The sequence below is a fragment of the Bombilactobacillus sp. ESL1197 genome (assembly GCF_058107145.1).
Window position 1 is genome coordinate 135,111 of record NZ_JBYLTY010000004.1, and the last position, 24,245, is coordinate 159,355.

19 protein-coding genes and 1 tRNA gene are annotated in these 24,245 nt (G+C 39.9%); 17 read left to right on the forward strand and 3 right to left on the reverse strand.

Annotated features, from left to right (window positions below; all coding sequences use genetic code 11):
- The first annotated feature begins 90 nt into the window (after nucleotides 1-90).
- The 17 genes from AC3B6B_RS08425 to dcuC all read left to right on the forward strand — a co-directional run bounded on the left by AC3B6B_RS08425 (nucleotide 91) and on the right by dcuC (nucleotide 20,231).
- Nucleotides 91-176, forward strand: a tRNA-Leu gene (locus tag AC3B6B_RS08425).
- 407 nt (nucleotides 177-583) lie between these two features.
- Nucleotides 584-784, forward strand: a complete 201-nt coding sequence (locus tag AC3B6B_RS08430) for a cold-shock protein (RefSeq protein ID WP_489756232.1) — start codon at nucleotides 584-586, stop codon at nucleotides 782-784.
- A gap of 91 nt (nucleotides 785-875) precedes the next feature.
- A complete protein-coding gene (locus tag AC3B6B_RS08435; RefSeq protein ID WP_489758203.1) occupies nucleotides 876-1,517 on the forward strand; it encodes a glycoside hydrolase family 73 protein in 642 nt (213 codons plus the stop codon).
- A gap of 65 nt (nucleotides 1,518-1,582) precedes the next feature.
- On the forward strand, nucleotides 1,583-2,158 hold the full coding sequence (locus tag AC3B6B_RS08440; RefSeq protein WP_489758204.1) for a xanthine phosphoribosyltransferase: 576 nt from the start codon (nucleotides 1,583-1,585) through the stop codon (nucleotides 2,156-2,158).
- Nucleotides 2,159-2,171: 13 nt separating this feature from the next.
- Complete coding sequence (locus AC3B6B_RS08445; RefSeq protein WP_489758205.1) at nucleotides 2,172-3,287, forward strand: ATP-grasp domain-containing protein; 1,116 nt, start codon at nucleotides 2,172-2,174, stop codon at nucleotides 3,285-3,287.
- Between the two features lie 43 nt (nucleotides 3,288-3,330).
- Entirely contained in the window at nucleotides 3,331-4,629 is a 1,299-nt protein-coding gene (gene purB, locus AC3B6B_RS08450; protein ID WP_489758206.1) for an adenylosuccinate lyase, read from the forward strand.
- 330 nt (nucleotides 4,630-4,959) lie between these two features.
- A complete protein-coding gene (gene pcrA, locus AC3B6B_RS08455; RefSeq protein ID WP_489758207.1) occupies nucleotides 4,960-7,206 on the forward strand; it encodes a DNA helicase PcrA in 2,247 nt (748 codons plus the stop codon).
- A gap of 1 nt (nucleotide 7,207) precedes the next feature.
- A complete protein-coding gene (gene ligA, locus AC3B6B_RS08460; protein ID WP_489758208.1) occupies nucleotides 7,208-9,208 on the forward strand; it encodes an NAD-dependent DNA ligase LigA in 2,001 nt (666 codons plus the stop codon).
- Between the two features lie 2 nt (nucleotides 9,209-9,210).
- Nucleotides 9,211-10,359: a CamS family sex pheromone protein gene (locus AC3B6B_RS08465; protein ID WP_489758209.1), complete on the forward strand. Its 1,149-nt coding sequence runs from the start codon at nucleotides 9,211-9,213 to the stop codon at nucleotides 10,357-10,359.
- A 49-nt stretch (nucleotides 10,360-10,408) separates the two neighbouring features.
- Complete coding sequence (gatC, locus tag AC3B6B_RS08470; protein ID WP_489758210.1) at nucleotides 10,409-10,705, forward strand: Asp-tRNA(Asn)/Glu-tRNA(Gln) amidotransferase subunit GatC; 297 nt, start codon at nucleotides 10,409-10,411, stop codon at nucleotides 10,703-10,705.
- Nucleotide 10,706: 1 nt separating this feature from the next.
- Complete coding sequence (gene gatA / locus AC3B6B_RS08475; protein WP_489758211.1) at nucleotides 10,707-12,149, forward strand: Asp-tRNA(Asn)/Glu-tRNA(Gln) amidotransferase subunit GatA; 1,443 nt, start codon at nucleotides 10,707-10,709, stop codon at nucleotides 12,147-12,149.
- On the forward strand, nucleotides 12,149-13,579 hold the full coding sequence (gatB, locus tag AC3B6B_RS08480) for an Asp-tRNA(Asn)/Glu-tRNA(Gln) amidotransferase subunit GatB (RefSeq protein ID WP_489758212.1): 1,431 nt from the start codon (nucleotides 12,149-12,151) through the stop codon (nucleotides 13,577-13,579). The genes gatA and gatB overlap by 1 nt, the downstream gene beginning before the upstream one ends.
- A gap of 11 nt (nucleotides 13,580-13,590) precedes the next feature.
- Nucleotides 13,591-14,580: a diacylglycerol kinase family lipid kinase gene (locus tag AC3B6B_RS08485; protein ID WP_489758213.1), complete on the forward strand. Its 990-nt coding sequence runs from the start codon at nucleotides 13,591-13,593 to the stop codon at nucleotides 14,578-14,580.
- A gap of 97 nt (nucleotides 14,581-14,677) precedes the next feature.
- Complete coding sequence (gene rlmD, locus AC3B6B_RS08490) at nucleotides 14,678-16,036, forward strand: 23S rRNA (uracil(1939)-C(5))-methyltransferase RlmD (RefSeq protein ID WP_489758214.1); 1,359 nt, start codon at nucleotides 14,678-14,680, stop codon at nucleotides 16,034-16,036.
- A 41-nt stretch (nucleotides 16,037-16,077) separates the two neighbouring features.
- Complete coding sequence (locus tag AC3B6B_RS08495; RefSeq protein WP_489758215.1) at nucleotides 16,078-16,719, forward strand: SAP domain-containing protein; 642 nt, start codon at nucleotides 16,078-16,080, stop codon at nucleotides 16,717-16,719.
- A gap of 384 nt (nucleotides 16,720-17,103) precedes the next feature.
- Nucleotides 17,104-18,789: an adenine deaminase C-terminal domain-containing protein gene (locus AC3B6B_RS08500; RefSeq protein ID WP_489758216.1), complete on the forward strand. Its 1,686-nt coding sequence runs from the start codon at nucleotides 17,104-17,106 to the stop codon at nucleotides 18,787-18,789.
- 32 nt (nucleotides 18,790-18,821) lie between these two features.
- Entirely contained in the window at nucleotides 18,822-20,231 is a 1,410-nt protein-coding gene (dcuC, locus tag AC3B6B_RS08505) for a C4-dicarboxylate transporter DcuC (RefSeq protein WP_489758217.1), read from the forward strand.
- 111 nt (nucleotides 20,232-20,342) lie between these two features.
- Here dcuC and AC3B6B_RS08510 read toward each other — a convergent pair whose 3' ends face one another.
- Genes AC3B6B_RS08510 through AC3B6B_RS08520 form a run of 3 tightly spaced genes read right to left on the reverse strand, consistent with a single transcriptional unit; the run spans nucleotide 20,343 to nucleotide 23,926 of the window.
- On the reverse strand, nucleotides 20,343-21,425 hold the full coding sequence (locus tag AC3B6B_RS08510; RefSeq protein WP_489758218.1) for a M42 family metallopeptidase: 1,083 nt from the start codon (nucleotides 21,423-21,425) through the stop codon (nucleotides 20,343-20,345).
- Between the two features lie 25 nt (nucleotides 21,426-21,450).
- Nucleotides 21,451-22,293 carry a M55 family metallopeptidase gene (locus AC3B6B_RS08515; RefSeq protein WP_489758219.1) on the reverse strand — a complete coding sequence of 281 codons (843 nt, stop codon included), beginning with the start codon at nucleotides 22,291-22,293 and terminating at the stop codon, nucleotides 21,451-21,453.
- Nucleotides 22,294-22,321: 28 nt separating this feature from the next.
- A complete protein-coding gene (locus tag AC3B6B_RS08520; protein WP_489758220.1) occupies nucleotides 22,322-23,926 on the reverse strand; it encodes a peptide ABC transporter substrate-binding protein in 1,605 nt (534 codons plus the stop codon).
- Between the last annotated feature and the right edge of the window lie 319 nt (nucleotides 23,927-24,245).

Sequence of the window (24,245 nt, forward strand, 5' to 3'; positions counted from 1 at the left end):
AAGATTTGTGTTAATTGATGCTAATTTATTTTTGCCGCAGTTGCTTGCAAAATTTGCCCATTCATATTATGATGAATAAGTATTGTTTTTGCGGGCATGGCGGAATTGGCAGACGCGCAAGACTAAGGATCTTGTGGAGAATTATCTCCGTGGAAGTTCGAGTCTTCTTACCCGCATCTTAATTAAAGTAGCTACGGCTACTTTTTTTGTTGTCATATATGAAAATGATTGAACAAAAATCGCTTAATACTCAATTTTTGGCGAATATTTAAACAAGTGGCACTACGACAATTTGGATAAGAATATTATTCACTTTACTAGATTTTTTAATTTTTTGATTGCTGGTTTCTTAATGTGAAGAAGTGGTTCTTGTTAGGATCTAGGAGCGCAAAGCGCTGTTTAAAGTATGCTTTCCATATTAAAATAAATTTAATAAATTTAGCAAAACTTGATTGATTATCTTTTGTTAGCATGTTAATATAAAGACGTGTTTTTGAATGGTTATGGTTCGATGGTTCATGTGTAACTAACTTCCATATCGGCCACAAAGAAATGCAAAAAGTGTTTTGAGGAGGATGTTCACATGGAACATGGAACAGTAAAATGGTTTAACGCTGAAAAAGGTTATGGTTTTATTACTCGCGAAGATGGTAGTGATGTATTCGTACATTTCTCCGCTATCAACGGTGAAGGCTATAAGACTCTTGAAGAAGGTCAATCAGTTACTTTCGATATCGAAGAAAGTGATCGTGGACCACAAGCAGTTAACGTTAACAAAGACTAAGCTTAAACTCTTAGTGCTGACCAGCCCACGGGCTGGTTTTTTTTTACATAAATCTTGGGTGCATGTTATCATAATTATGAGAAAGATATCGGTGAAAAATTTGGCAAAAAGGCGTAGCCGGGCAACTCAGCAAAATAATTTTGCGAATGGCTTGGTGGCAATTTTAATCTTAGGTTGTGGATTTGTTTTAGCGGTCATAATGATTAATCATTGGCGACAAGAAGTTGTGAACTCGCAGCCGAATATTCAAGTACAGAATCAATTTCGGCAAAAACAGCAATTTATTAAAAAGTTAGCACCAGCGGCTGTGAAATACGGGCAACAGTATCATGTATTACCAAGTGTGACGTTGGCCCAAGCTGTTTTGGAAAGTAATTGGGGGCAAAGTAGTTTGGCTAGTGATTATCATAATTTGTTTGGCGTGAAAGATGACAATCCCCAAGAGTCGCAAGAACTGCAAACTCAAGAGTACCAAAATGGACAGTGGGTCACAGTGACCGCCCGTTTTAAGGTTTATACTAATTTTGAAGCATCCATTGCCGATCATGATGCATTGTTGGCAAACGGTACTACTTGGAATAAGCAGCAGTACCAGCACGTACTAGCGGCTGACAACTATGTCGAGGCGGCGCGAAGTTTGCAAAAAGATGGTTATGCTACAGATCCAGATTATGCTAAAAAACTAATCAAAATTATTCAGACTTATAATTTAGATGAATATGATACCAAATAAATTAAGGTATTTCACTAATGCAGTGATAATGGTAATCTTAAAGTAAAGCTTAGGGAGGCACCACAATGCGTGAACTAGAAGAACGAATCAAGCAGGACGGTCGAGTTTTAGGCCAAGATGTGCTCAAAGTTGACAGTTTCTTAAATCATCAAATTGATCCGCTGTTAATGCAAAAAATGGGTCAGGCTTTTTATCAGCATTTTCAAAAATTGCCGATTACCAAAATTTTAACTGTTGAATCTTCGGGAATTGCGCCCGCCGTTTTAACGGGCGTTGCTTTTCAAAAGCCAGTGGTTTTTGCTCGGAAGCATCGTTCTATTACAATGAGTTCGGATTTATATGTTGCGGATGTTTACTCCTTTACTAAAAAAGAAACTAATCAAATTAGTATTGCTAAAAAGTTTTTGACTGCTCAAGATCACGTTTTAATTGTGGATGATTTTTTGGCTAATGGACAAGCAGTTTCCGGCTTGACCACGATTATTCAACAAGCAGGGGCGACGTTAGAAGGAATTGGGATTGTCATTGAAAAGACTTTCCAAAAAGGGCGGCAGCTGATTGATGAACAGCAGATTCCGATTCTGTCCTTAGCTAGAATCAGTGGTTTTGAGAACGGAAAGGTAATTTTTGCAGAAGAATGAGGCAGAATTAAGCATGGAATTTATGGAACCGAACAGTAAATTAGGAATTATTCATGGTGGTAGTAGTGATCAGCAATTGGCCATTCAAGCGCAAAATATGGGCTTTCAGGTGACAGTTTTGACTGACCAGCCGAAGCAATGGACTAATGTTGTTAGTAAATTAATCGTGGGTGATTACCACAACTTAGAATTGTTAGAACGCTTGTTTCAAGCTGTGGATTTAGTTTTATATAATGATAGTCAGATCGAATTACCTGATCCGCAACAATTAGCCCAGCCGGAAAAATTAGTTCAAGGTACTGAAATTCTTGATTTGATGCAAGATCGTTATTTAGAACGGTGCTTTTTGAACGAACATAATTTGAATATTACTCCGTATGTCACGGTTGTGAATAAAGCTGACTTACAAATGGCTGTATCAGAAATTGGGTTTCCATGTCTTTTAAAACCGATTCAACGCGCGGTGGATCCTGATTTTCAAGAAACATTTTATAATCAAGCACAAATTGACAATTATCAATTGCCACAAGGCTCCTTTATTTTGGAATCATTGGTCGATATTCATCAAGAAGTCTTTGCCATGGTTACGAAAGATTACACGGGCGACATTAAAACTTATCCGTTGATCAAGGTTACACGCCCGCAAGGCTTGAAAACGGCTTTAGTTACGAAAACTGATGAAGTCGCTTTGAAACAAGAAGTGCAAGAAATTGCCCAAACCATTGGCAGTCATTTGCATTATCAAGGCTTGTTTGCGATTAAATTGTGTACTACCCAATCGGGAATGCTCTATGTTGAACGGTTATATCCGGGAACCGTGTTTTCCGCGCAAATTTTTGCAGCGGTGACGCAAACCTCTCAGGAAGAATTGTTAATCCGCAGTTTGTGTAATTGGCCCCTGCCCAACTTAACTCCCTGGATGAATGGCTGTGAGTTACAGGTGACTAAACAGCATTTGTCCACAGCGGTGGCTTTGATTCAGCAACATCCACAATGGCAATTAAAATTTAATCATCGTGACTATTCGTCTGCCACAGACCAAACAGAAGTTGGAACTTTAGTGGTTTTTGCGGAAAATGAACAACAATTACTCAATTATGTGAACGCCACAGAGTTGTGGCAGATTTAAAAAATAGTGGTAGCTTTACAACCAAGGGATAAAGGAGAAGTTCATGGTTATCAAACGGTATCAGAATCCAGCAATGGCCCAAATTTGGAGTGAGCAAAATAAATATCAGGCGTGGTTAGAAGTGGAGATTGCCGTTGGCCGAGCTTGGAATCGTCTCGGAAAAATTCCGGATGCTGATTTAGCTGCCATTGAACACAACGCTAGCTTTCAAGTAGCAGATATTATCGCCATGGAAAAAATTACGAAGCATGATGTGGTAGCTTTCACACGGACTGTTTCCAAAAGCTTAGGTCCAGAAAAAAAGTGGATTCACTTTGGAGTTACTTCGACAGATGTTGTTGATACAGCGTATGGCTATTTGTTAAAACAAGCTAATACTTTGTTGCGCCAAGACTTAGTGGAGTTGTTACACGTAGTGGCTCAAAAAGCGCAACAATATAAAACAACGGTGATGATGGGCCGGACTCATGGTGTTCATGCTGAACCCACCACCTTTGGCTTAATATTGGCCAATTGGTATTCAGAATTAAAACGCGATTTACAACGGTTTGATCATGCTGCTCAAGGTGTTCAAGCCGGGAAGATCAGTGGTGCGGTAGGGACCTTTGCTAACGTGCCTCCCGAAGTCGAACAAATGGTGTGTGCCCAGTTAGGTTTGACAGCGCAGGAAATTTCTACACAAGTGTTACCGCGTGATTTGCATGCTGAATATATCATGACATTGGCTTTGATTGGGGCTTCCTTAGAACGTTTTGCCTTAGAAATTAGACACTTACAACGCACTGAAGTGCGCGAAGTCGAGGAGCATTTTGCGCCAGGACAAAAAGGTTCCTCAGCGATGCCTCATAAGCGTAATCCGATTGGTTCAGAAAATATTACGGGTTTAGCGCGTGTTTTAAAAGGACATGTGTTTACCGCACTAGAAGATATTGAATTGTGGCATGAGCGGGATATCTCGCACAGCTCAGCGGAACGGATTATTTTGCCAGATTCCACGGAAATTTTGGACTATATGTTACAACGTTTTACTAAAATTTTAAGCAATTTAACCGTTTTTGAAGATAAAATGGCTGCTGATTTAAATGTTACGCATGGCTTGATTTATTCACAACGCGTGTTGTTGAAGTTAATTGATGCGGGGTTAAGTCGGGAGCAAGCCTATGATTTGGTGCAACCCAAGACGGCTCAAGTTTGGGAAGAGCACGTGGACTTTCGGCCATTACTAGAAGCTGATGAGCAAATTATGCAGTATTTGAGTCCCGCTGATTTAGATGAAGCCTTTGATTATCACTGGCATTTAAAACATATTGATGAAATTTTTACCCGGGTGGGCTTAAACTAGAGCGTTGTTTGACAAAAATTACTTGTTTGAAAATAAAAAATAATAAATCAAGGTTGGGGTCAATCAGCTTAATGATTGTATGTGATCATTAAGCTGATTGAATTGAAAAAGCCAGCAGTTCAGCTTGAACTGTCAGCTGACTTTTAGCCCAACCTCTTTGTTTGGCATTAACAGCTGCAGAAGATGCTAAATATCGGGAGTTAGACGCACTGAAAAATTTGTGGATAATTTTTGCGATTGTGTGATAGATATTCTTTTCGTGTGGCTGGATTGTCCGCAAGAGTTTGCTATAATTGAGACTGTAATTTAGAAAAGAAAAGGAAGAATTTAATGTCAGAAACAGCTATTTTACAGGGACTAAACGATAAACAAAAACAGGCAACAACGACAACAAATGGTCCCTTGTTGGTTTTGGCTGGAGCTGGTAGTGGTAAAACGCGAGTTTTGACGCACCGGATTGCTTATTTAATCGAAGAACAAGAAGTTTTGCCGTGGCACATTTTGGCGATTACGTTTACCAATAAAGCCGCGCGCGAAATGCAAGAACGGGTTCAAAAATTGTTAGGTGAACATGCACAGGGAGTTTGGGTCTCGACCTTTCATTCGATGTGTGTGCGAATTTTGCGCCGTGAGGCAGAAGCAATTGGCTATAGTCGCGCTTTTACAATTACGGGTTCATCAGAGCAATTAACTTTGGTGAAGCAAATTTTAAAGCAGTTAAATCTTGATCCCAAAAAATATGATCCGCGGGCTTTATTGAGTGTGATTAGTGGTGCCAAAAATGAGTTACTAACGCCTAAAGCTTATGCTCAACAAGCTAATAGTCCGTTTGAAAAAGTCGCTGCCCAAGTTTATGAACAATATCAGGCGCGCTTACAAGATAATCAAAGTATGGATTTTGATGACTTGATTATGCAGACGACGATTTTATTTGAGCAAAATCCGCAAATTTTAGATTCTTATCAAGAAAAGTTTCATTACATTCACGTGGATGAATATCAGGATACGAATGATGCTCAGTATCGCTTAGTTAGTTTGTTAGCAGCCAAATACCAAAACATTTGTGTCGTGGGTGATGGCGATCAGAGTATCTATGGTTGGCGCGGTGCTAACATGGATAATATTTTGAATTTTGAACAGGATTATCCTCAAGCACAAACAATTTTATTGGAACAGAATTACCGCTCGACCAAAGTGATACTACAAGCAGCTAATGATGTGATTGCCAATAATAATAATCGGCAACCGAAGAAATTATGGACAGATAATCCGCAGGGTGAAAAAATTGCTTATTATCGTGCTGCTTCCGAACGGGATGAAGCGTTGTATGTAATTGACCAAATTGTCAAATTACGCCAGGCGGGAGATTATCAGTTAAAGCAAATGGCCATTTTGTACCGGACTAATGCACAATCGCGAATTTTTGAAGATCAATTGTTAAAGGCGAACCTACCGTACAAAATTATTGGTGGGCACAAATTCTATGATCGCAAAGAAATTCGGGATGTTTTAGCCTACCTACAATTGGTTGCCAATCCTAAAGATTCTTTAAGTTTTCAACGAGTAATTAATGAACCTAAACGCGGGATAGGACAGGGCTCTTTGGCGAAGTTGCAGCAAGCTGCCGATCAAAAACAAATTAGTTTGTTAGAAGCAGCTTTCAATGCCGATACCATTACAGGCTTATCAGGTAAAGTTAAACTCAACCTGCAAAATTTTGCGCAGATGATTCACAAGTTGCAACAACCCAAGGCTTATGCCAATATGACTGATTTAATGCAAGCGGTGCTTGAACAAAGTGGCTATGTGGCTAACTTAGAGCGGCAAGATAGCCTTGAGGCTCAAACACGTTTAGAAAATATTCAAGAATTATTAACGGTGACACAAGATTTTGATCAAAATTATGAGCCAGAGGATGAAGCAGCTGATTTTCTGGTCGATTTTTTAGCAGAATTAGCGTTAGTGAGCAGTGAAGATACGGAAGCTGACCAAAGTGATCAGCTGACGTTGTTAACATTACACGCGGCAAAAGGTTTGGAATTTCCAGTAGTCTTTTTAGTGGGCATGGAAGAAGGAATTTTTCCTTTAAGTCGCTCACTGAATGATGCTGAGCAACTGGAAGAAGAACGGCGGTTGGCTTATGTCGGCATTACCCGGGCACAGGAACGGCTATATTTGACCAGTGCCTGGTCCAGAATGTTATATGGTCGTACCCAGAGTAATCCTCAATCGCGATTCGTTGACGAAATTACCCCTGATTTATTAGAACAAAAAGCTGTGCAACCGCAAGCTAATACGACGCAATACCCGTTTGATCAACGTCGCTCTATTCGTCGGCCACGTAAACCCCAACAACACCCACAAGCTCCGAGTGTGGCGAATCAAAGTGCTGCTGGTCAAGTTCATTGGCAAATTGGTCAACAGGTACAGCATAAAGCTTGGGGCATTGGGACGATTGTAAAAGTTACGGGACAAGGCGAAAGCGCCGAGTTAGATATTGCCTTTGAACAACCGACCGGCATTAAACGCCTATTAGCTGAGTTTGCCCCGATTAAAAAAGTTGAGTCAGGAGAATGATATGGATCAATCCACAGCTCAAGAGCAATTAACCAAATTACGCACACAACTGAATCAGGAGCGGGCAGCTTACTATACTAAAGATGCCCCCTTAGTTGAAGATTATGTTTATGATCAACAATATGAACAATTATTACAATTAGAACAGCAGTTTCCCCAATTAGTAACGCCAGATTCTCCTAGTCAATTGGTGGGTGATGTTGTTTTACCAGAATTTTCAAAAGTTAATCATGCCATTCCGATGTTATCAATGGGTGATGTTTTTTCGTTTGAAGAGCTGCAAACTTTTAATAATCGTTTAAAAATGGCTTTGGGTCATCCTGTAGATTATTGTGTGGAGTTAAAGATTGATGGCTTGGCGTTATCACTGCGCTATGAACAAGGAAAATTAGTCCAAGCTTCCACCCGTGGTGATGGTCAAGTAGGTGAAGACGTGACAGCTAACGTGCGAACAATTAGTGATATTCCACAGACTTTAGCCCAGCCTTTGGATCTGGAAGTTCGTGGTGAATGCTACATGTCCAAGGCTGCTTTTCAACAATTAAATCAAAAGCGTGATCAAAACGGCGCTAGTGCTTTTGCCAATCCGCGCAATGCTGCTGCGGGTAGCTTACGGCAATTGGATGCACAAGTCACGAAACAACGGCAATTAAGCACTTTTATCTACACTTTGATGCAACCGCAAGCTTTAGCTGTGAATAATCAAGCCCAAGCTTTGACGACAATGCAAGATTTGGGCTTTCAAACGAATCCTGACCATTTTGTCAGTCATGACTTAGAAGGCGTGCAAGATTTTATTGCTAAATACCAAGAATTACGGACTGATTTACCCTATGGCATTGACGGAGTAGTTTTAAAAGTCAATGATCTCCAAGCCCAAGCAACTCTGGGTAATACGGTCAAAGTTCCACGGTGGGAAATTGCTTATAAATTTCCCCCCGAGCAAGCTAAAACGCGGATTAATGAGATTGTCTGGACTGTGGGGCGGACAGGTGTGGTGACACCGACTGCTGTGATGGATCCTGTACAATTGGCGGGCACGACAGTGGCGCGGGCCACGTTGCATAATCCAGATTTAATTAAACAAAAAGATATTCGCTTGCATGACGTGGTATTGCTTCATAAAGCGGGGGACATTATTCCCGAAGTTTCGCAAGTTTTGGTTGATCAGCGTTCTCGTGATAGTCAACCATACGTCATTCCACAACAATGTCCTTCTTGTCAATCACAACTGGTGCATCTGGAAGAAGAAGTAGCTTTACGTTGCATTAATCCGATGTGTCCGGCGCAGGTGCAAGAGGGCTTAACTCATTTTGCATCACGGAATGCCATGGACATTACAGGTTTAGGCCCGAAAATTATCCAACAGCTGTGGCAAAAACACTTAGTACGTGATGTCGCTGATTTGTACCGGCTAACAGCCAGTGACTTGACGGAAATTCCGGGTTTTAAAGATAAATCCATTCATAATTTGTTAACAGCTATTGACCGCTCGAAAGCTAATTCCTTAGAACGCTTATTATATGGTTTAGGGATTCGCCATGTTGGTGCGAAAGCAGCGTTATTATTAGCACAAAATTTTCAAACTTTAACCGCGTTGATGGCTGCTTCCAAAGAGCAAATTGCGCAGATTGCAACTTTAGGGGAGATTATTGCGGACAGTGTGACTGTTTATTTCCAAAATCCGAAAGTGCAACAACTAGTTACAGAATTAGCCAAGTTACAAGTCAATTTAACTTATCAAACTGCTGGTGCTTCAAGTGATAATACCATCTTTAATGGTAAAACAATTGTCTTGACGGGCTCTTTGCAACACTATACGCGGGCGCAATTGACGACACAACTAGAACATTTGGGAGCGCATGTTACTAGTTCCGTTTCCAAAAAAACCGATATTTTAATTGCTGGTGCAAAAGCGGGTAGTAAATTAACAAAGGCTCGGCAATTAGGAGTAGCTATTTGGGATGAAAGCCAATTACAACAACAACTTGAGGAAGTGTAAATATGCCAAAAAATAAGATTGCGGGGATTATTACTGTCGTTTTGACAACGTTATTATTAGCTGGTTGTGGTAACTTAAATAATTCCACTTTGTCTTCACATAGTAATGAAAAAAGCAGTAAGATGACGACTACCGGGGCTTCGAAAACCGGACAATATAGTACCTTACTGAACAATGGCAAGTATCATACCAGCCCGATTACGGGTTTAACGGCTGATAGCGATAGTGATAATGATGGTAATCAAGCAGCCTTTGAAAGTGGCCTACTGGATATTTCGAAGAAGGAATTTTCTACTGACCGTTATTCTTTTCAAGAAGGTAAAATTATTTCAGCCAAAATGGCCCAGAATTGGTTAGATCGTAAATCAGCCAAAAATCCGACGGGATTAAATCCGGAAGATAATGGTTCACTAGAGCCCGATAAGCGCAATCCTATTTATCTGCAGCAATTATTGGAACAGGATTTTTATACACAAAATGATAAAAGTTATACTTTATCCGGTGTGACAATTGGCTTGGCAATGAATGATGTCGATTATTATACTAAGGAAAAGTATGGCGCTCAGTTTGAAACGAAAATTACCCCGGAACAGCGTTTGGCGCAGGGGAAGAAAATGGCTGATGAGATTGTTACGCGCTTACGCCAAAAAGCTAGTTTAAAAAATGTGCCTATTACAGTTGGTTTGTATAAACAAAATGTGAATGACTCGCTAGTCGGAGGGACTTTCTTTAGTTATGGTGTGAGTCAGCCGAAGCAAAAGCAAGTTGCTGACTGGAAAGCTATTAAACAACAAAATCAAGTTTGGCCGGTGGTTAATGATGAATCACCAATTAATAGTAGTGATGCCGATAGCTTCTCTAACTTTAAGAACCATGTGCAAAGTTATTTCCCTAATTTAAGTGGGGTAACTGCGCAAGCTCATTACCAGGATGGTTCTTTACAAGGATTAGCTATTACAATTACGACTCAATTCTACGGTGTGGCACAGATCAATAGTTTCACGCAATTTGTCCAAGATTCAGCTAATCGATATTTACCACAACAACCAGCCGTAGAAATTAAAATTCAAACCGTTCAGGATTTGCAGTCGTTGTTAACAAAAGATTATAATAGTAAACAGTATAGCAGTCATGTTTTGACTTCTTATTAAAGTTAGAGAGCTCATTTATTAAATATTGTGTTTATGAAGGGATGATTTAATGCTTGATAAAGAATTAGTGCGCCATGTGGCTGACTTATCAAAGTTAGAATTTGATGATGCCAGTTTAGAACATTTTACGGTGCAGTTAGACGACATTATTCGAATGGAAGATGAATTAAGTCAAGTGGACACGGCAGGAGTTGCGCCAACGACGCATATTGCACGGCAAGAGAGTACTTTTCGACTTGATGAGCCTCAAGAAGGTCCGGGTCGCGACACACTTTTAAAAAATGTTCCAGAACAAGAGAGTGGCTTTATTAAAGTGCCATCAATGTTAAATCAGGGGGACAAGTAACGTGAATTATTTTGATGAAACAATTGCGACGCTCCATCAAAAACTGGCTACGAAACAAATTAGTAGTCAAGAGTTAGTACAAGCAACTTTAGAAAATATCCAGGCACTGAATCCACAGTTGAATTCCTTTATTACTGTCAATGACGCTGCAGCCCAATTGGCACCAGTAGCGGTGGGTCCTGATGAAACCTTAAAGGGAATTCCGTTGGCCATTAAGGATAATATTTTAACTAAGGGCATGACCACGACTGCTGCTAGTAAAATTTTAAATAATTTTGTGCCAACTTATGATGCCACGGTGACGCAAAAAGCGTTTGAGGCTGGTTTAATTAATATTGGTAAAACCAATATGGATGAATTTGCGATGGGTTCTTCCAGTGAAACATCTTATTTTGGACCCGTTAAAAATGCTTGGAATACGCAAAAGGTTCCCGGCGGTTCTTCTGGTGGTTCGGCCTCGGCAGTGGCTTCAGGTCAAGTTATTGCTGCTTTAGGAACTGATACTGGTGGTTCCGTGCGCCAGCCGGCTTCCTTTAATGGTGTTTTTGGAATTAAACCGACTTATGGTCGCGTTTCGCGTTGGGGCGTGATTGCCTTTAGTTCAAGTTTGGATCAAGTGGGCGTTTTGTCACGCCACGTGGCTGACTCAGCTCAAGTTTTACAAGCGATCAGTGGTTTTGATCAACATGATAATACAAGTACCCAACAACCAGTGCCTGATTGGAACATTCAAGCTGATGTGCGTGGCTTAAAAGTTGCCGTTCCCGAAGAGTTTATGGGTGAAGGTGTCGATGAACAAGTCAAAGCGCAAGTTGAACGGGGCATTCGCATTTTAGAACAAAATGGTGCCACGATTGATACCGTCCAATTACCACATGCGCAATATGCGGTGCAAGTTTATTATATTATTGCATCAAGTGAAGCTTCTTCTAACTTACAACGCTATGATGGCATTCGGTATGGTTATCGAGCACAAGATGTTCATAACCTGGATGATGTTTACGTTAAGTCACGTAGTGAAGGTTTTGGTGATGAAGTTAAGCGCCGGATTATGTTAGGTAGTTTTGCTTTATCAGCTGGGTACTATGATGCTTACTTTAATAAGGCGGCACAGGTGCGGACATTAATTATGGATGATTTTAATAAAGTCTTTCAAGATTATGATTTAATCGTGGGACCGACCGCACCAACAACAGCCTTTGATTTAGGGAGTCGGATTGAAGATCCAGTAGTTATGTACATGAACGATATTTTGACTATTCCGGCCAACTTAGCTGGTTTACCAGCAGCTTCAGTGCCAGTGGGCTTAGCTGAAGGAATGCCAGTGGGCTTACAGATGATTGCCAAGCCTTTTGCAGAACAAACTATTTTTAATGCTGCCCAAGTTGTCGAAGATGAATCAGCATTTTTACAGCAACGTCCACAGTTAGGAGGCAATAATTAATGAATTTTGAAACGACAATTGGCCTAGAAGTGCACGTGGAACTCAAAACAAAATCCAAGATGTTTAGTCCCGCCCCTGTTTCCTATGGTGCTAGTCCCAATACGATGACTAATGTGATTGATTTTGGGATGCCGGGAACCTTGCCGACCGTTAATCAAAATGCTTACCGTCTAGGAGTTATGGTTGCTCTAGCTTTGAATGCGGAAGTTGAACACCATACGCATTTTGATCGGAAGAATTACTTTTATCCAGATAATCCCAAAGCTTATCAAATTACGCAAAAAGAAAAACCGTTGGCTCATGATGGCTGGATTGAAATTGAAGTTAATGGACACAAGAAAAAAATTGGTATTGAAGAAATGCATGTTGAAGAAGATGCTGGTAAAAATACCCATGCGGATGATGGTTACTCGTATGTTGACTTGAATCGGCAAGGTACACCATTAATTGAAATTGTGTCCAAGCCTGATATTGCTTCACCAGAAGAGGCTTATGCTTATTTAGAAAAATTGCGGCAAATTGTCCAATTTACTGGTGCTTCAGATGTCAAAATGGAAGAAGGCTCCATGCGGGTGGATACTAATATTTCTATTCGCCCCATTGGCTCAGATAAATTAGGCCAAAAAGTTGAATTAAAGAACTTAAACTCGTTTAGACATGTGTTAAATGGTTTAGCTTTTGAAACCAAGCGGCAATCCGAGATTTTAATGGCGGGGGGCTCAGTGGCGCAGGAAACGCGGCGTTACGATGAGGCCACAGCTTCAACGATTTTGATGCGGGTCAAGGAAGGCTCCGATGATTATCGTTATTTCCCAGAGCCAGATTTGCCAGATTATCATATTACTAGTGAATGGATTGAACAAATTAAACAAGCCATTCCAGAAATGCCTGATAAAAGACGGCAACGCTATATTGACGAATTGGGAATTCCAGAATACGATGCGGGTGTTCTAACAGATACCAAAGAAATGTCAGATTTCTTTGATCAAACCGTCGCTTTAGGTGCTGATGCCAAGCAAGTTTCTAATTGGTTGATGGTCAATGTCAATGCTTATTTGAACGAAAACGATTTGGATCTGGTGCAAACGAAATTGACGCCGCAAAACTTAGCGACAATGATTAATTTAGTTAAAGATGGCACGATTTCTTCGAAAATTGCGAAGAAAGTTTTTGCAGAAACGATTGCTAACGGAACCGAACCGAAGGCATTCGTTGAGGCTAAAGGAATGGTTCAAGAATCTGATCCTAACGTGTTGACACCAATTATTAATCAAATTTTGGATGATAATGAACAATCAATTATTGATTTTAAAAATGGTAAAGATCGGGCTATCGGCTTTTTAGTTGGTCAGATTATGAAACAAACGCGAGGTAAGGCTAACCCTAAGATGGTGAACCAAATTTTAAATGCAGAAATCAAAAAACGCTAAGAGGTTAATGAATGAAAGCTCGGTTGATTTATAATCCAACCTCGGGAAATGAAACAATTTTAAAAAGTGTTGCGGGCATTTTAAATGTGTTGGAAGAAGCGGGGTATGAAGCGAGTGCTTTTCAAACGACGCCAGAACCGTTATCGGCCCAAAAAGAAGCCCAGCGGGCAGCTTTAGCAGGGTTTGATTTAATTGTGGCTGCTGGGGGCGATGGAACCTTAAACGAAGTGGTGAACGGCATTTCACCATTAGATAAGCGCCCGCCCATGGCAGTGATTCCTGGTGGGACAACGAATGATTATGCGCGGGCTTTGAAAATTCCCCGCAATGATCCCGTAGCTGCGGCCCGCGTCATTTTAAAAAAGCAATTATTGCCAATGGATATTGGCAAAGCAGGCGACCACTATTTTATGAATATTGCTGGTGGAGGCTCCATCTCGGAAGTGACTTATGAAGTACCGTCAGAATATAAGTCCATTTTGGGGTATTTAGCTTACTTAGTTAAAGGCGCTGAGATGTTGCCCCGAATCAAACCAATTAACATGCATATTGAGTATGACGATGGCGTCTATGATGGTGATGTAACACTGTTCTTATCGGGATTGACGAATTCCGTTGGTGGCTTTGAGCAAGTTGCTCCCGATGCAGAATTGGGTGATGGTAAGGCATCTTTGTTAATTGTTAAAGGCGCCAATATTGCCGAAATTCTAGTGTTAATTGCCAAAGCTTTGAATGGCGGTAAGCATATTGATGATCCAAAGATTATTTATACTAAAACCAAAAAGCTTTTTGTTCGCCCCAATGATGATCAGCGGATTATGATTAATTTGGATGGCGAATATGGTGGTGACGCACCGATGGAGATCAAGGTTTTACGGCACCATATTCAAATTTTTGCCGATATTGATGCCATCCCGGATCACTCGTTAAATACAGAAACGCCTGATGAAAAGCAAGCTGAAGAACAGTTTGTTCAAGGTGTTAATTCATTAAAAGAATAACTATTAAAGTTGTCTCGAAGTTGTTAGACTTCAACTCAGCAAATGTTTTTGTTGGGGGAGACAACTTTTTTAGTCAAATTAGGTAAAAGGAAAAATTATGCAAACAACCAATTTAAAAAAGAATCAAGTCGTGACGTTGGAGATTTTAGATTTATCCTATGAAGGCTTAGGCGTGGCTAAAGTTGACGGTTACTCGTTATTTGTGGAAAATGCTTTGCCACAAGAGCAGGTTAAAGCAGTAGTCACGAAGGTAGGTCGCAAGTTTGGTTTTGCTAAAACTTTAGAAGTGTTACAAGCTTCACCAGATCGGGTGAGCCAATATGATCCCAAATATATCCAAACGGGTATTGCACCGCTCATTCATTGGCGTTACGAGCGGCAGTTAGAATTTAAACGGCAACAAGTGGTGAATAATTTTCAAAAGCATCATTTAGACATCGCCGTTCAACCGACCGTGGGGGCGACGCAGCCGCTAGGTTATCGCAATAAGGCACAGATTCCAGTACGGACGCTTCAGGGTCAAGCCACGACCGGTTTCTTTCGCAGTCGCTCCCATGATTTAGTGCCATTAGATGATTATTTGATTCAAGCGCCAGCAATTGATGCGGAAATTAATCAAATTCGGGACTTATTACGACAATTTGGTTTACAAGGCTACGATGAGATACACAATCGTGGTCAAGTGCGCCATATCATGGTGCGGCGCTCTGCAACAACTGGTGAGCTGTTGGTAGTGTTGGTCGTTATGTCTGATGAAATTAAACAGTTGCCACAGTTATGTAAAGCAATTATGCAAAATGCTACTGTTAAGTCTCTGTATTTAAATATCAATGCGAAGAAAACGAACGTGATTTTGGGTTCGAAGTTTGAATTAGTAGCAGGTCAAAGTTATATTACGGATCAAATTTTAGGAAAAGAATTTCGCATTTCGCCGCAATCTTTTTACCAAGTTAATCCGGAGCAAACGCAAAAATTATATCAATTAGCGATTGACGCAGCAGCTTTAACGGGACAAGAAATCGTTGTGGATGCTTATTCTGGGATTGGAACGATTGGTTTGAGTTTAGCCGACAAGGCGCAGCAAGTGATTGGCATTGAAGTAGTCAAACAAGCCGTGCACGATGCGCAAGTTAATGCCGCGATTAATCAAATTGATAATGCCCAATTTATTGTTGGTAAGACAGAAGATGTCTTACAAAAATGGGCACAGGAACAACGCCCAATTGACGTGTTAGTGGTGGACCCACCACGCAAAGGCTTAGATGCTAGCTTAATTGAGAGTATTCACAGCTTAAAACCCCAGCGTATCGTTTATATCAGTTGTAACCCAGCTACGCTGGCTCGCGATGTTGATTTATTACGTACGGATTATCAAGCCAAAACTAGCACTCCAGTCGACATGTTTCCAATGACTAAGCACGTGGAAAGTGTTACCCGGTTAGAGCGAATTAATTAATTGGGTTAGGTTCAAAAGTTCTGTATGAGGAGGAACAATGAATGGATCAACGACCAGAATTTAGTTCCCAGTTAACTAGTACAACTTTTTTGCAATATTATTGGTATAAGCAAGAATTACAATCTTTTTGTCGTCAATATCACTTACCGACTTATGGGACTAAGGCCGAATTAACCCAATATTTAGTCCAATTTTTATATGGAATACCAGTAGCACTGATTAAACCGCGACGTAAAGTTCAATCTAATAATTTAAAATGGCAAGATTTGCAGCCGACGACTAAATTGTTAGATAGTGGTTTTACCTTGAATAATGAAGCCCGAAAATTTTTTGCGCAGTATTTTGGAGTGGCAAAGTTTTCGTTTAAAAAGGCGATGGCTATTAAGCTGCGTTCTGTTCAGCTTGAGCAGGATCATGAGGCAACGGTTCAAGATTTAATTGATGCTTATCAATCTCCGTCTTGTACGGTTGCTACGGCTGAAGAGCAGACCTATCAATGGAATAACTTTGTAAAAGATTTTTGCCAAGATCCATTAACAAAAGATTACCAGCCTAAAATGAAAGTAGCCGCCATTTTGTGGCAACACGTTAAACAACGGCGGGGTTCTAAAAAATATCGGTCAAAATTATTGGCAGAATTTGCGGCGGAAATTAAGAATTATCAAAAGGCTGGAACAGCATAAAAGAGAAAAAATTGCGCCCTCAAAAATCTTTAACTAGGGTGTAACAGTTACTACGTCGATAAAAAATGTAAAGCAATGACACAAAATTTTGGCGTAAAAACTCTGGATTTATCAAAATAGAACTAATTAATTAAATTTAACAAGTAAATTTAAAGACCAAAGTCAGATAAATAAAGTTTGAGATGGTAGTTAATCTATTTCAAAGTTCATATTTATTTTGATTTGAGGTCTTTTTTGCTTTTATTAGATAAATACGTACTATATAATAGATAATACAATTTATAGTTCTGTATATACGAATTATATTCTGATTTTATACTGATATAGTTCTTGAATTAGTAGTATAATAAGATTGAATTATAAAAAATAAAGGAGATTGTTATCATGACAGTTGTTGATCAGCTTTTTATCAATGCACAGGTTTTTAATGTTTACTTAAAAAAATTTCAAAAAGTCAATATTGCCGTGAAGGACGGGCAAATTTATTGGGTAACGAAGGAACAGCCACAAGCCCAGCAAGTGATTGATTTAAACGATAAATTTGTGATTCCCGGCTTAGTTGATGCACATATGCACATTGAAAGTTCAATGACCACCCCTACGGCTTTTGGCGCCCAAGCTGCCAAATTTGGCACCACGACGATTGTGGCGGACGACCATGAAATTGCTAACGTGGCTGGATTGAGTGGCTTGAAAGAGTTTATGGATCAACCGAGCTTAATTGATATCTTTTTTGCTATTCCGTCCTCGGTGCCGTCAACTAATTCTCAGATGGAAACGACGGGAGGAGTCATTGATGAACAAGCAGTCAGTCAATTATTAGATGATCCGCGGGTGGTAGTTCTGGGCGAAGTTATGAACTTTAAAGGCGTAGTGGCGCAACCGGATTCTCTGATTAATAAGTTAATTGCCGTGTGTCGCAAGAAACGACCGACGATGCCGCTGGAAGGACATTGCCCCAAGTATTTAGACGAAGATTTAGCCCGCTTTATTGCCGGTGGGATTACATCGGATCATACTCAGCAGACACCCACGGGGATGTTACAGCGCATTGCTAACGGAATGTTTGTGGAGATTCAGGCCAAGTCGTTGAAGCCGGAGATCATTCAAACGATTATTGATCAGCAACTGTACGAACATGTTTGCTTTGTAACCGATGATGTAATGGCTGATGATTTACGCGAAGGCCATTTAAATAAATTGGTGGCACAAGCAATTAGTTATGGTCTCAGTCCAGAAATGGCTATTTATATGGCAACTTATACACCTGCTCGTCGTATGGGACTATGGGATCGAGGTGCGATTGCCCCGGGCCGGGTGGCCGATTTAATCGTTTTAGACGACTTAGCAACTTTTAAAATTAATTCAGTGTATAAAAATGGTCGCTTGGTTCAAGATATTAAACCCCAACCAGTGCATTTTAGTGAACAATTAAGCCATTCAGTACAAGCTAGTCCCTTAACGGTCAAGGATTTAGATTTAACAGTTGCCCAAGAAAATGGGCAAGTAACGGCCAATGTCATTGCAATTGAACCAACCAGTACCTTTACTAAATGTGAACCCACTACCCTCACAGTCAAAAACCATCACGTACAATGGCAAGCGGCTGGTTTAGCTTTATTAGTAGTGCAAGAGCGTTATGGGCACCATTATCCATTACAATTTGCTCTGATCAAAGGTGCTATTAATCAGCCCGGAGCAATTGGAACCACATGGGCACATGATCACCACAATTTATTAGTTTTGGGCACTGATTTAAAAGATATGGTCGTAGCACAAAATCAATTAATACGACAGCAAGGTGGTTATGTAGTAGCTAAAAATCAACAGATCATTGCTAACGCGCCACTACCAATTGGTGGGGTGGTATCTAATGCTCCGATTCCAGAACTGGGGCAACAACTAGCGGAGGTGCGTCAAGGAATGCAAAGCTTAGGCTATCATCATTTTAATGAAATTATGTCTTTGTCGACGTTATCGCTCTTGGTTTCACCGGCATTAAAGATCTCTGATCAAGGAATGTTCGATGTTAAATCACAAAAACCAGTACCGTTATTTCCGGCTGAATGATTAATATTTAGTTTTTATGGGGGATAGACTTAATGCAAACTATTCTAATCTTGTTAATTAGTTTAATCGCAGTCAGTATTTTAGTTTATATGTTGATTAAGAAGAACGATATTAAAATGACATTATTACTGTTGGGGCTAATTTTGATGTATGTTGCCCTTATATTGGGACAAAAAGTCAAAGTTACTGTGCCAACGGGAAATGTGTGGCTCAATCCGTTTCAATCATTAGCTGATCAATTTAGTAACACTTTGGTGGGTCCAGGATTTGTGATTTTGTTATTGGGTGGCTATAGTTCTTATATGAACCAAATCCAAGCTAATCAAGTAACGGTTGATGCCTTAAGTAAGCCCATTAAAAAGATTAAATCTGTGTATATCTTAGTACCAATTGTCTTTTTATTAGGCACCCTCATGTCCTTAGTTATTCCCAGTGCTGCTAATTTAGCCATTATTCTGTTAGCAACTTTATATCCAGTTTTAAGAACTGCGGGCATGTCCAGGTTTAGCGCAGCGGCTGTGATTGCTACTTCTGCGACCATTGTCCCCACGCCCTTAGGGGCCGATAATGTGGCTGTAGCAGCTCAGTTGCACTTACCGGTTAGTACCTATGTCTTTAAGTACCATGCTATTATCTCTATTCCAACTATTTTAGCGATGGCAGTCGTGCATTACTTTTGGCAAAAATATCAGGATAAAAAGTATCCAGAAAATTTATCTTATTCAGCGGAATTGGCGCAAAGTTCAGATCCCAACCAGGCCAAAGAGGTTCAACAAGTTCCAGATTATTCTGGGGGCTGGCGCTTGATTTATGGAATCTTACCATTATTGCCAATTATTTTATTATTAGTTGTCTTTTTTATCAATTTAGGACTGAAACATCAATTGACTTTAAGTGTTCAGGTCGTCTCAATTATGAGTTTTATAATTGCGGTTTTTGTTGAATTTTGTAAAAAGCGGCAAATAAAAAGTGTGCTCAAGGAGACTAATGCGTTCTTCAATGGGATGGGCAACGTAATGAGTGTGGTAGCTCTGTTAGTATCAGCACAGGTCTTTGTCCAAGGTTTGACTTCCATGGGCTTAATCAATCTGATCCAAACGATGATGCACCATTTAACAGGAGCTGGTTTTATCCTGCCAGTCGTTATGGTTATTTTTACAGCAGTAATTGTTTTACTAAGTGGCAGTGGTATGGCCTTAATCTTTGCGATGATTCCCTTAATTGTGCCATTAGCTAAAGCCGCTGGGATTGCGCCAATGGCATTATCGGTACCGATGCAATTAGCAGGTAATTTGTTTCGAGCAGTTTCGCCCGTAGCGGCAGTAGTCTTAATTGTTGCAGGTGAAACTCAGTTGGCACCTTTACAAATTATTAGACGCACTTGGGTACCAATGATTTTTGGTGTAATAATGATGTTGATTTTGTCGTTAATCATCTTGTAAAGCAATAATTGGAACAATTACAAATAAAAAATATCCATTAATTGAATTTCATTAGTATTAACTAACTCAGAACATTCAATCATGGATATTTTTTTAGAGGGATCTTACAATTTATTCGCCTTTAAAACTGTTAATTGTTGATTCATCAATTGATTCAATAATCTTGACGGCTAGTTTAACGGCGTTTTCAAAATCATCAAGATTGGCCCAGTTGAAAGCTGTGTGTTCATAGCGCACTGGGATGCCAATGACAATAGTTGGAGCCCCGCGATAGTATAAAATCGGAGCGCCATTAACACCGCCGCCGGTCCGAACCGAACGAGTATGTGGAATATGATTTTTGGTAGCTAAATCATCAGCGTATTGTTCAAATAATGGATTGGCAATAAAGGATGTGTCCATATCGCGGAGCATTGGTCCACGTTTGAGACCAGTTTGTGCTAACCAATCAGGCGTAAAAGTATCATCACATGGACAACCTTCAAAGACAATTGACAAGTCAGGGTCAATGTTACGCACAGTAACTTCAGCTCCGCGCGTTCCAACTTCTTCTTGAGTTGACAAAGCCATGGTTAAATCAACATTTAAATCTTGATCAGCTAAATCAGATAAAGTGGCAACTAAAGCAGCGGCACCAACGCGATTATCAAAGTCTTTGCCGAAGAACATGCGGGTGGTGTCAAAGTATTCGCAATCAGCATCCACCACAATCGGACAACCAGTGTTAATTTTGAAGTCATTAATAGTTTCTTCACGACTAGTGGAACCAACATCAACCGATAAGTCGGCAATTTGGGGCACAGCGTTACGTTCGGCGTCAGTCATAAAATGTGGTGGCTTAGTGGCTACGACACCTTTGATATATTGACCGTCTTGATTGCGAACCCGCACCCGCATGGCTGGAATATTAGTTGGAGCCCAACCGCCTAACGGTACGAATTTAATTAAGCCGTTTGGTCGGATGGCTTGAACAATAAAACCGACCGAATCGGCATGTGCATCCATTTGAATCATTGGGCGTTTGCCAGTATTTTGCTGGCGACTGACGTAACTATTAAACATTCCGTCAATTTTGGTTTGTCCAAAGGGTTTAGTTTGTTCTTGAAAATATTTAGCGACTTCCATTTCAAAACCGGAAGCACCATTTAAATTGGAAAAATGTTTAATTAGTTCAATTTCTTGATTTTCTTTCATTTGCACTACTCCTAATTAGTCTTGATTAGTCTTGAGTACCAGCTAACATAACAATGGCAATAATTTCATTTAACAGAGCTTTCATGGATGGGCATTGAACTTCCACTGTGCGCCCATCAACGCGTGTTACATCTTGCATTTGTTCAACGGCATCTGCCTTAGCAGTATTAGCTAATTGAATCTTTAAAGTTAAAGGTGTGCTTAATGGTTGCACAGCAGTATAAGGCGCCGGATTGTCAATTACTTCTTTGGCACCATTGATAATATCAGCTTTAACTTGTTTTCGCGGATAACTCATCGCGGAGAAGCGATTTAAGGATTTTTTTGTAACAACTACTTTAGGAGTCGGACACATTTTTTCGTCAACGAGTTGTTCTTTAAGTGCCGAGTCACCAATGACTAAAGTTACCGGAACACCCAATTCGTTAGCATAAGCGACATTAATAGTCGTTTCGTTTTGATATTGACCATTAATCCAGACATTATAAGCAGAACGGGCACTGTAACTATGATCCATATTGCCGTGTAATTTACCAATGCCTGAGTGGTAACCAACAAAGAAAATTTGGTCAAAGGAATCATCCAAGCCACTCATCATATAATCTTCACGCGGATAACCACTAATTAAAGAGATCCGGTCGTCAATATCTGATAAATAGTCATAATCTAAGTTCGTACCTCTGGCGTGCGAATCAGAAATCAAAATTTCATCAATTTGACTGTTGTTCGTTGCTTGTTGAATGCCTTGGAGAGTCCAAGCAACTTGTTCGTTATAAAGCTTCCGGAACTTGACAGTATCGTGATCGTCCATGTTCCAATCAGTAATACCTGCTAAACCTTCGACATCAGTAGAAATATAAATTTTCATAATTGAATTTACTCCTAATAGTTATTTTTTATTTCATGTAGGCATTTTTATAATATGGGAAGCCCATGGGACCCATGACAACATTCTTTAATTTTGGATTAATTAAATAGACCATTGAGATATAATACATAGGAACGACGGGCGCTTTTTGAACCACCATCTTATTAGCAGCTTGCAAACTATCCCAGCGTTGTTGTGGTTGTGTAGCATATTGTCCGTTAGCATTGTCGACTAACTGATCATATTGACTATCGCTGAATTTGCCTTCATTGTTCTTGTTGCCGGTCTTTAAGAGGTTCAAAAAGTCAGTAGGGTCATTAAAGGTTGGTGTCCAACCATTAATGACGGCATCAAAATCTCCGGATTGACTGGAGGATAACCGACTATTAAATGGGACTGATTTGACCGAAACTTTGAGACCAGGCAGATGCGTCTGCAGTTGTGACTGTAAGAATTCATCGACTTTCTTAGTTTGATCATCGTTGCTGGAAAGAATGGTGAAGTTAGCCGATTTGAGTCCCAATTCGCTCAACCCACTTTGCCAGAGTTGCTTAGCTTGTTTAACATCATATTGGTTTAATTGCCCTGCTTCTTTGGAGAAATCTTTACCAGTCTGTTCGTTTTTAAAACCTGTTGGCACAAAGCCAGAAGCTGGAACCGATTTATCTTGTAAAACTTTGCCGGTCAGTTGTTGGCGATCAATAGCCATGGACATGGCTTGGCGAATTTTTTCATTACTAAATAATTTGCGTTTAGTATTGAATTCCAGATACATAGTTCCCGGAAGTTTACGAACATATAATGATTTGCTCTTAGCGTGATTTTTAATCTCCTGCCCGGTTAAAGGCACCATTGCCAATTCTTTGGATTCAAATTGGTAAGCACCGGTATCCTGACTTTTAATAACGGAGACTTTGATTTTGTTCAAGTGGACGTGCTTTTTATCCCAATAATGGGGATTCTTGACATAGGACCAAGTGTCACTAGTGCCATCCCAATCTTTTAAGACAAACGGTCCATCATATAAAGTATGTTTGGCATCGGTACCGTATTTCTTACCTTGAGCTTGAACATACGGTTTATACAATGGGAACGAAGCACTCATCGCTAAAACGGATGGGAAGTACGGCACGGCTTGATTTAACTGAATTTGCAGTTGATACTTACCAGTGGCTTTGATGCCGAGGTTACTCGGGGCTAACTTACCACTATTAACTTCTTTATAGTTTTTAACGTTTTCCAAAAAATAAGATTGCTGTGATTTAGTTTTGGGATCAACAGTCCGTTGCCAACCATAAACAAAGTCTTGCGCGGTCACAGGCTTGCCGTTGCTCCAGTGACCATTATGTCTCATGTTAATCGTATAAGTAGTTTGATTGTTTGACAATTTCGGCTTACTCGTGGCTAATGCTGGAATAATTTCACCTTTTTTATTGAAATTATATAAGCCTTCATTGACTTGCTCGGCAACTTCGGCAGATTCATTATCCATCGCCAGTGAAACATCGGCAGTGCTTAACTCTGCGGAAGTCCCAATGGAAATGTCTTTTTTGTTGGTGGCATTATTATGACCGCAACCAACAAGGCTTAGGCTACTAAGTAAGGTCAAACCCATTAAATAGATTTTCTTCATGAACATCCCTCCTTAAATAATTTAGAAATTAATTTTATTCTAATTCGACATTAATTTAATTGCAAACTAAAATTAAAAATGAATGTAAAAAGTTTTTAAAAATTAAATTCAGAAATTTAAAAAATAATAATAATAATTTGGCTAATAATTTTTTGACTAACTGACTGAATATTCATGCCTAGACGACCTTAATTCGGCATTATGTTTCATAAAAAAACTGCGTTTCAGCTAATCGGATTGGATAATCAACAATCTTGATTGTGTGCTAAAACGCAGTTAAATTAATTAAAAATAGTCTTGATTATTAATAACTTTTGGT

Bases quoted from the DNA above. Each gene is read 5' to 3' on its own strand.
- AC3B6B_RS08430 (WP_489756232.1), top strand. From the start codon at position 584: ATGGAACATGGAACAGTAAAATGGTTTAACGCTGAAAAAGGTTATGGT.
- AC3B6B_RS08440 (WP_489758204.1), top strand. From the start codon at position 1,583: ATGCGTGAACTAGAAGAACGAATCAAGCAGGACGGTCGAGTTTTAGGC.
- AC3B6B_RS08445 (WP_489758205.1), top strand. From the start codon at position 2,172: ATGGAATTTATGGAACCGAACAGTAAATTAGGAATTATTCATGGTGGT.
- purB (WP_489758206.1), top strand. From the start codon at position 3,331: ATGGTTATCAAACGGTATCAGAATCCAGCAATGGCCCAAATTTGGAGT.
- pcrA (WP_489758207.1), top strand. From the start codon at position 4,960: ATGTCAGAAACAGCTATTTTACAGGGACTAAACGATAAACAAAAACAG.
- ligA (WP_489758208.1), top strand. From the start codon at position 7,208: ATGGATCAATCCACAGCTCAAGAGCAATTAACCAAATTACGCACACAA.
- AC3B6B_RS08465 (WP_489758209.1), top strand. From the start codon at position 9,211: ATGCCAAAAAATAAGATTGCGGGGATTATTACTGTCGTTTTGACAACG.
- gatC (WP_489758210.1), top strand. From the start codon at position 10,409: ATGCTTGATAAAGAATTAGTGCGCCATGTGGCTGACTTATCAAAGTTA.
- gatB (WP_489758212.1), top strand. From the start codon at position 12,149: ATGAATTTTGAAACGACAATTGGCCTAGAAGTGCACGTGGAACTCAAA.
- AC3B6B_RS08485 (WP_489758213.1), top strand. From the start codon at position 13,591: ATGAAAGCTCGGTTGATTTATAATCCAACCTCGGGAAATGAAACAATT.
- rlmD (WP_489758214.1), top strand. From the start codon at position 14,678: ATGCAAACAACCAATTTAAAAAAGAATCAAGTCGTGACGTTGGAGATT.
- AC3B6B_RS08495 (WP_489758215.1), top strand. From the start codon at position 16,078: ATGGATCAACGACCAGAATTTAGTTCCCAGTTAACTAGTACAACTTTT.
- AC3B6B_RS08500 (WP_489758216.1), top strand. From the start codon at position 17,104: ATGACAGTTGTTGATCAGCTTTTTATCAATGCACAGGTTTTTAATGTT.
- dcuC (WP_489758217.1), top strand. From the start codon at position 18,822: ATGCAAACTATTCTAATCTTGTTAATTAGTTTAATCGCAGTCAGTATT.
- AC3B6B_RS08510 (WP_489758218.1), bottom strand. From the start codon at position 21,425: ATGAAAGAAAATCAAGAAATTGAACTAATTAAACATTTTTCCAATTTA.
- AC3B6B_RS08515 (WP_489758219.1), bottom strand. From the start codon at position 22,293: ATGAAAATTTATATTTCTACTGATGTCGAAGGTTTAGCAGGTATTACT.
- AC3B6B_RS08520 (WP_489758220.1), bottom strand. From the start codon at position 23,926: ATGAAGAAAATCTATTTAATGGGTTTGACCTTACTTAGTAGCCTAAGC.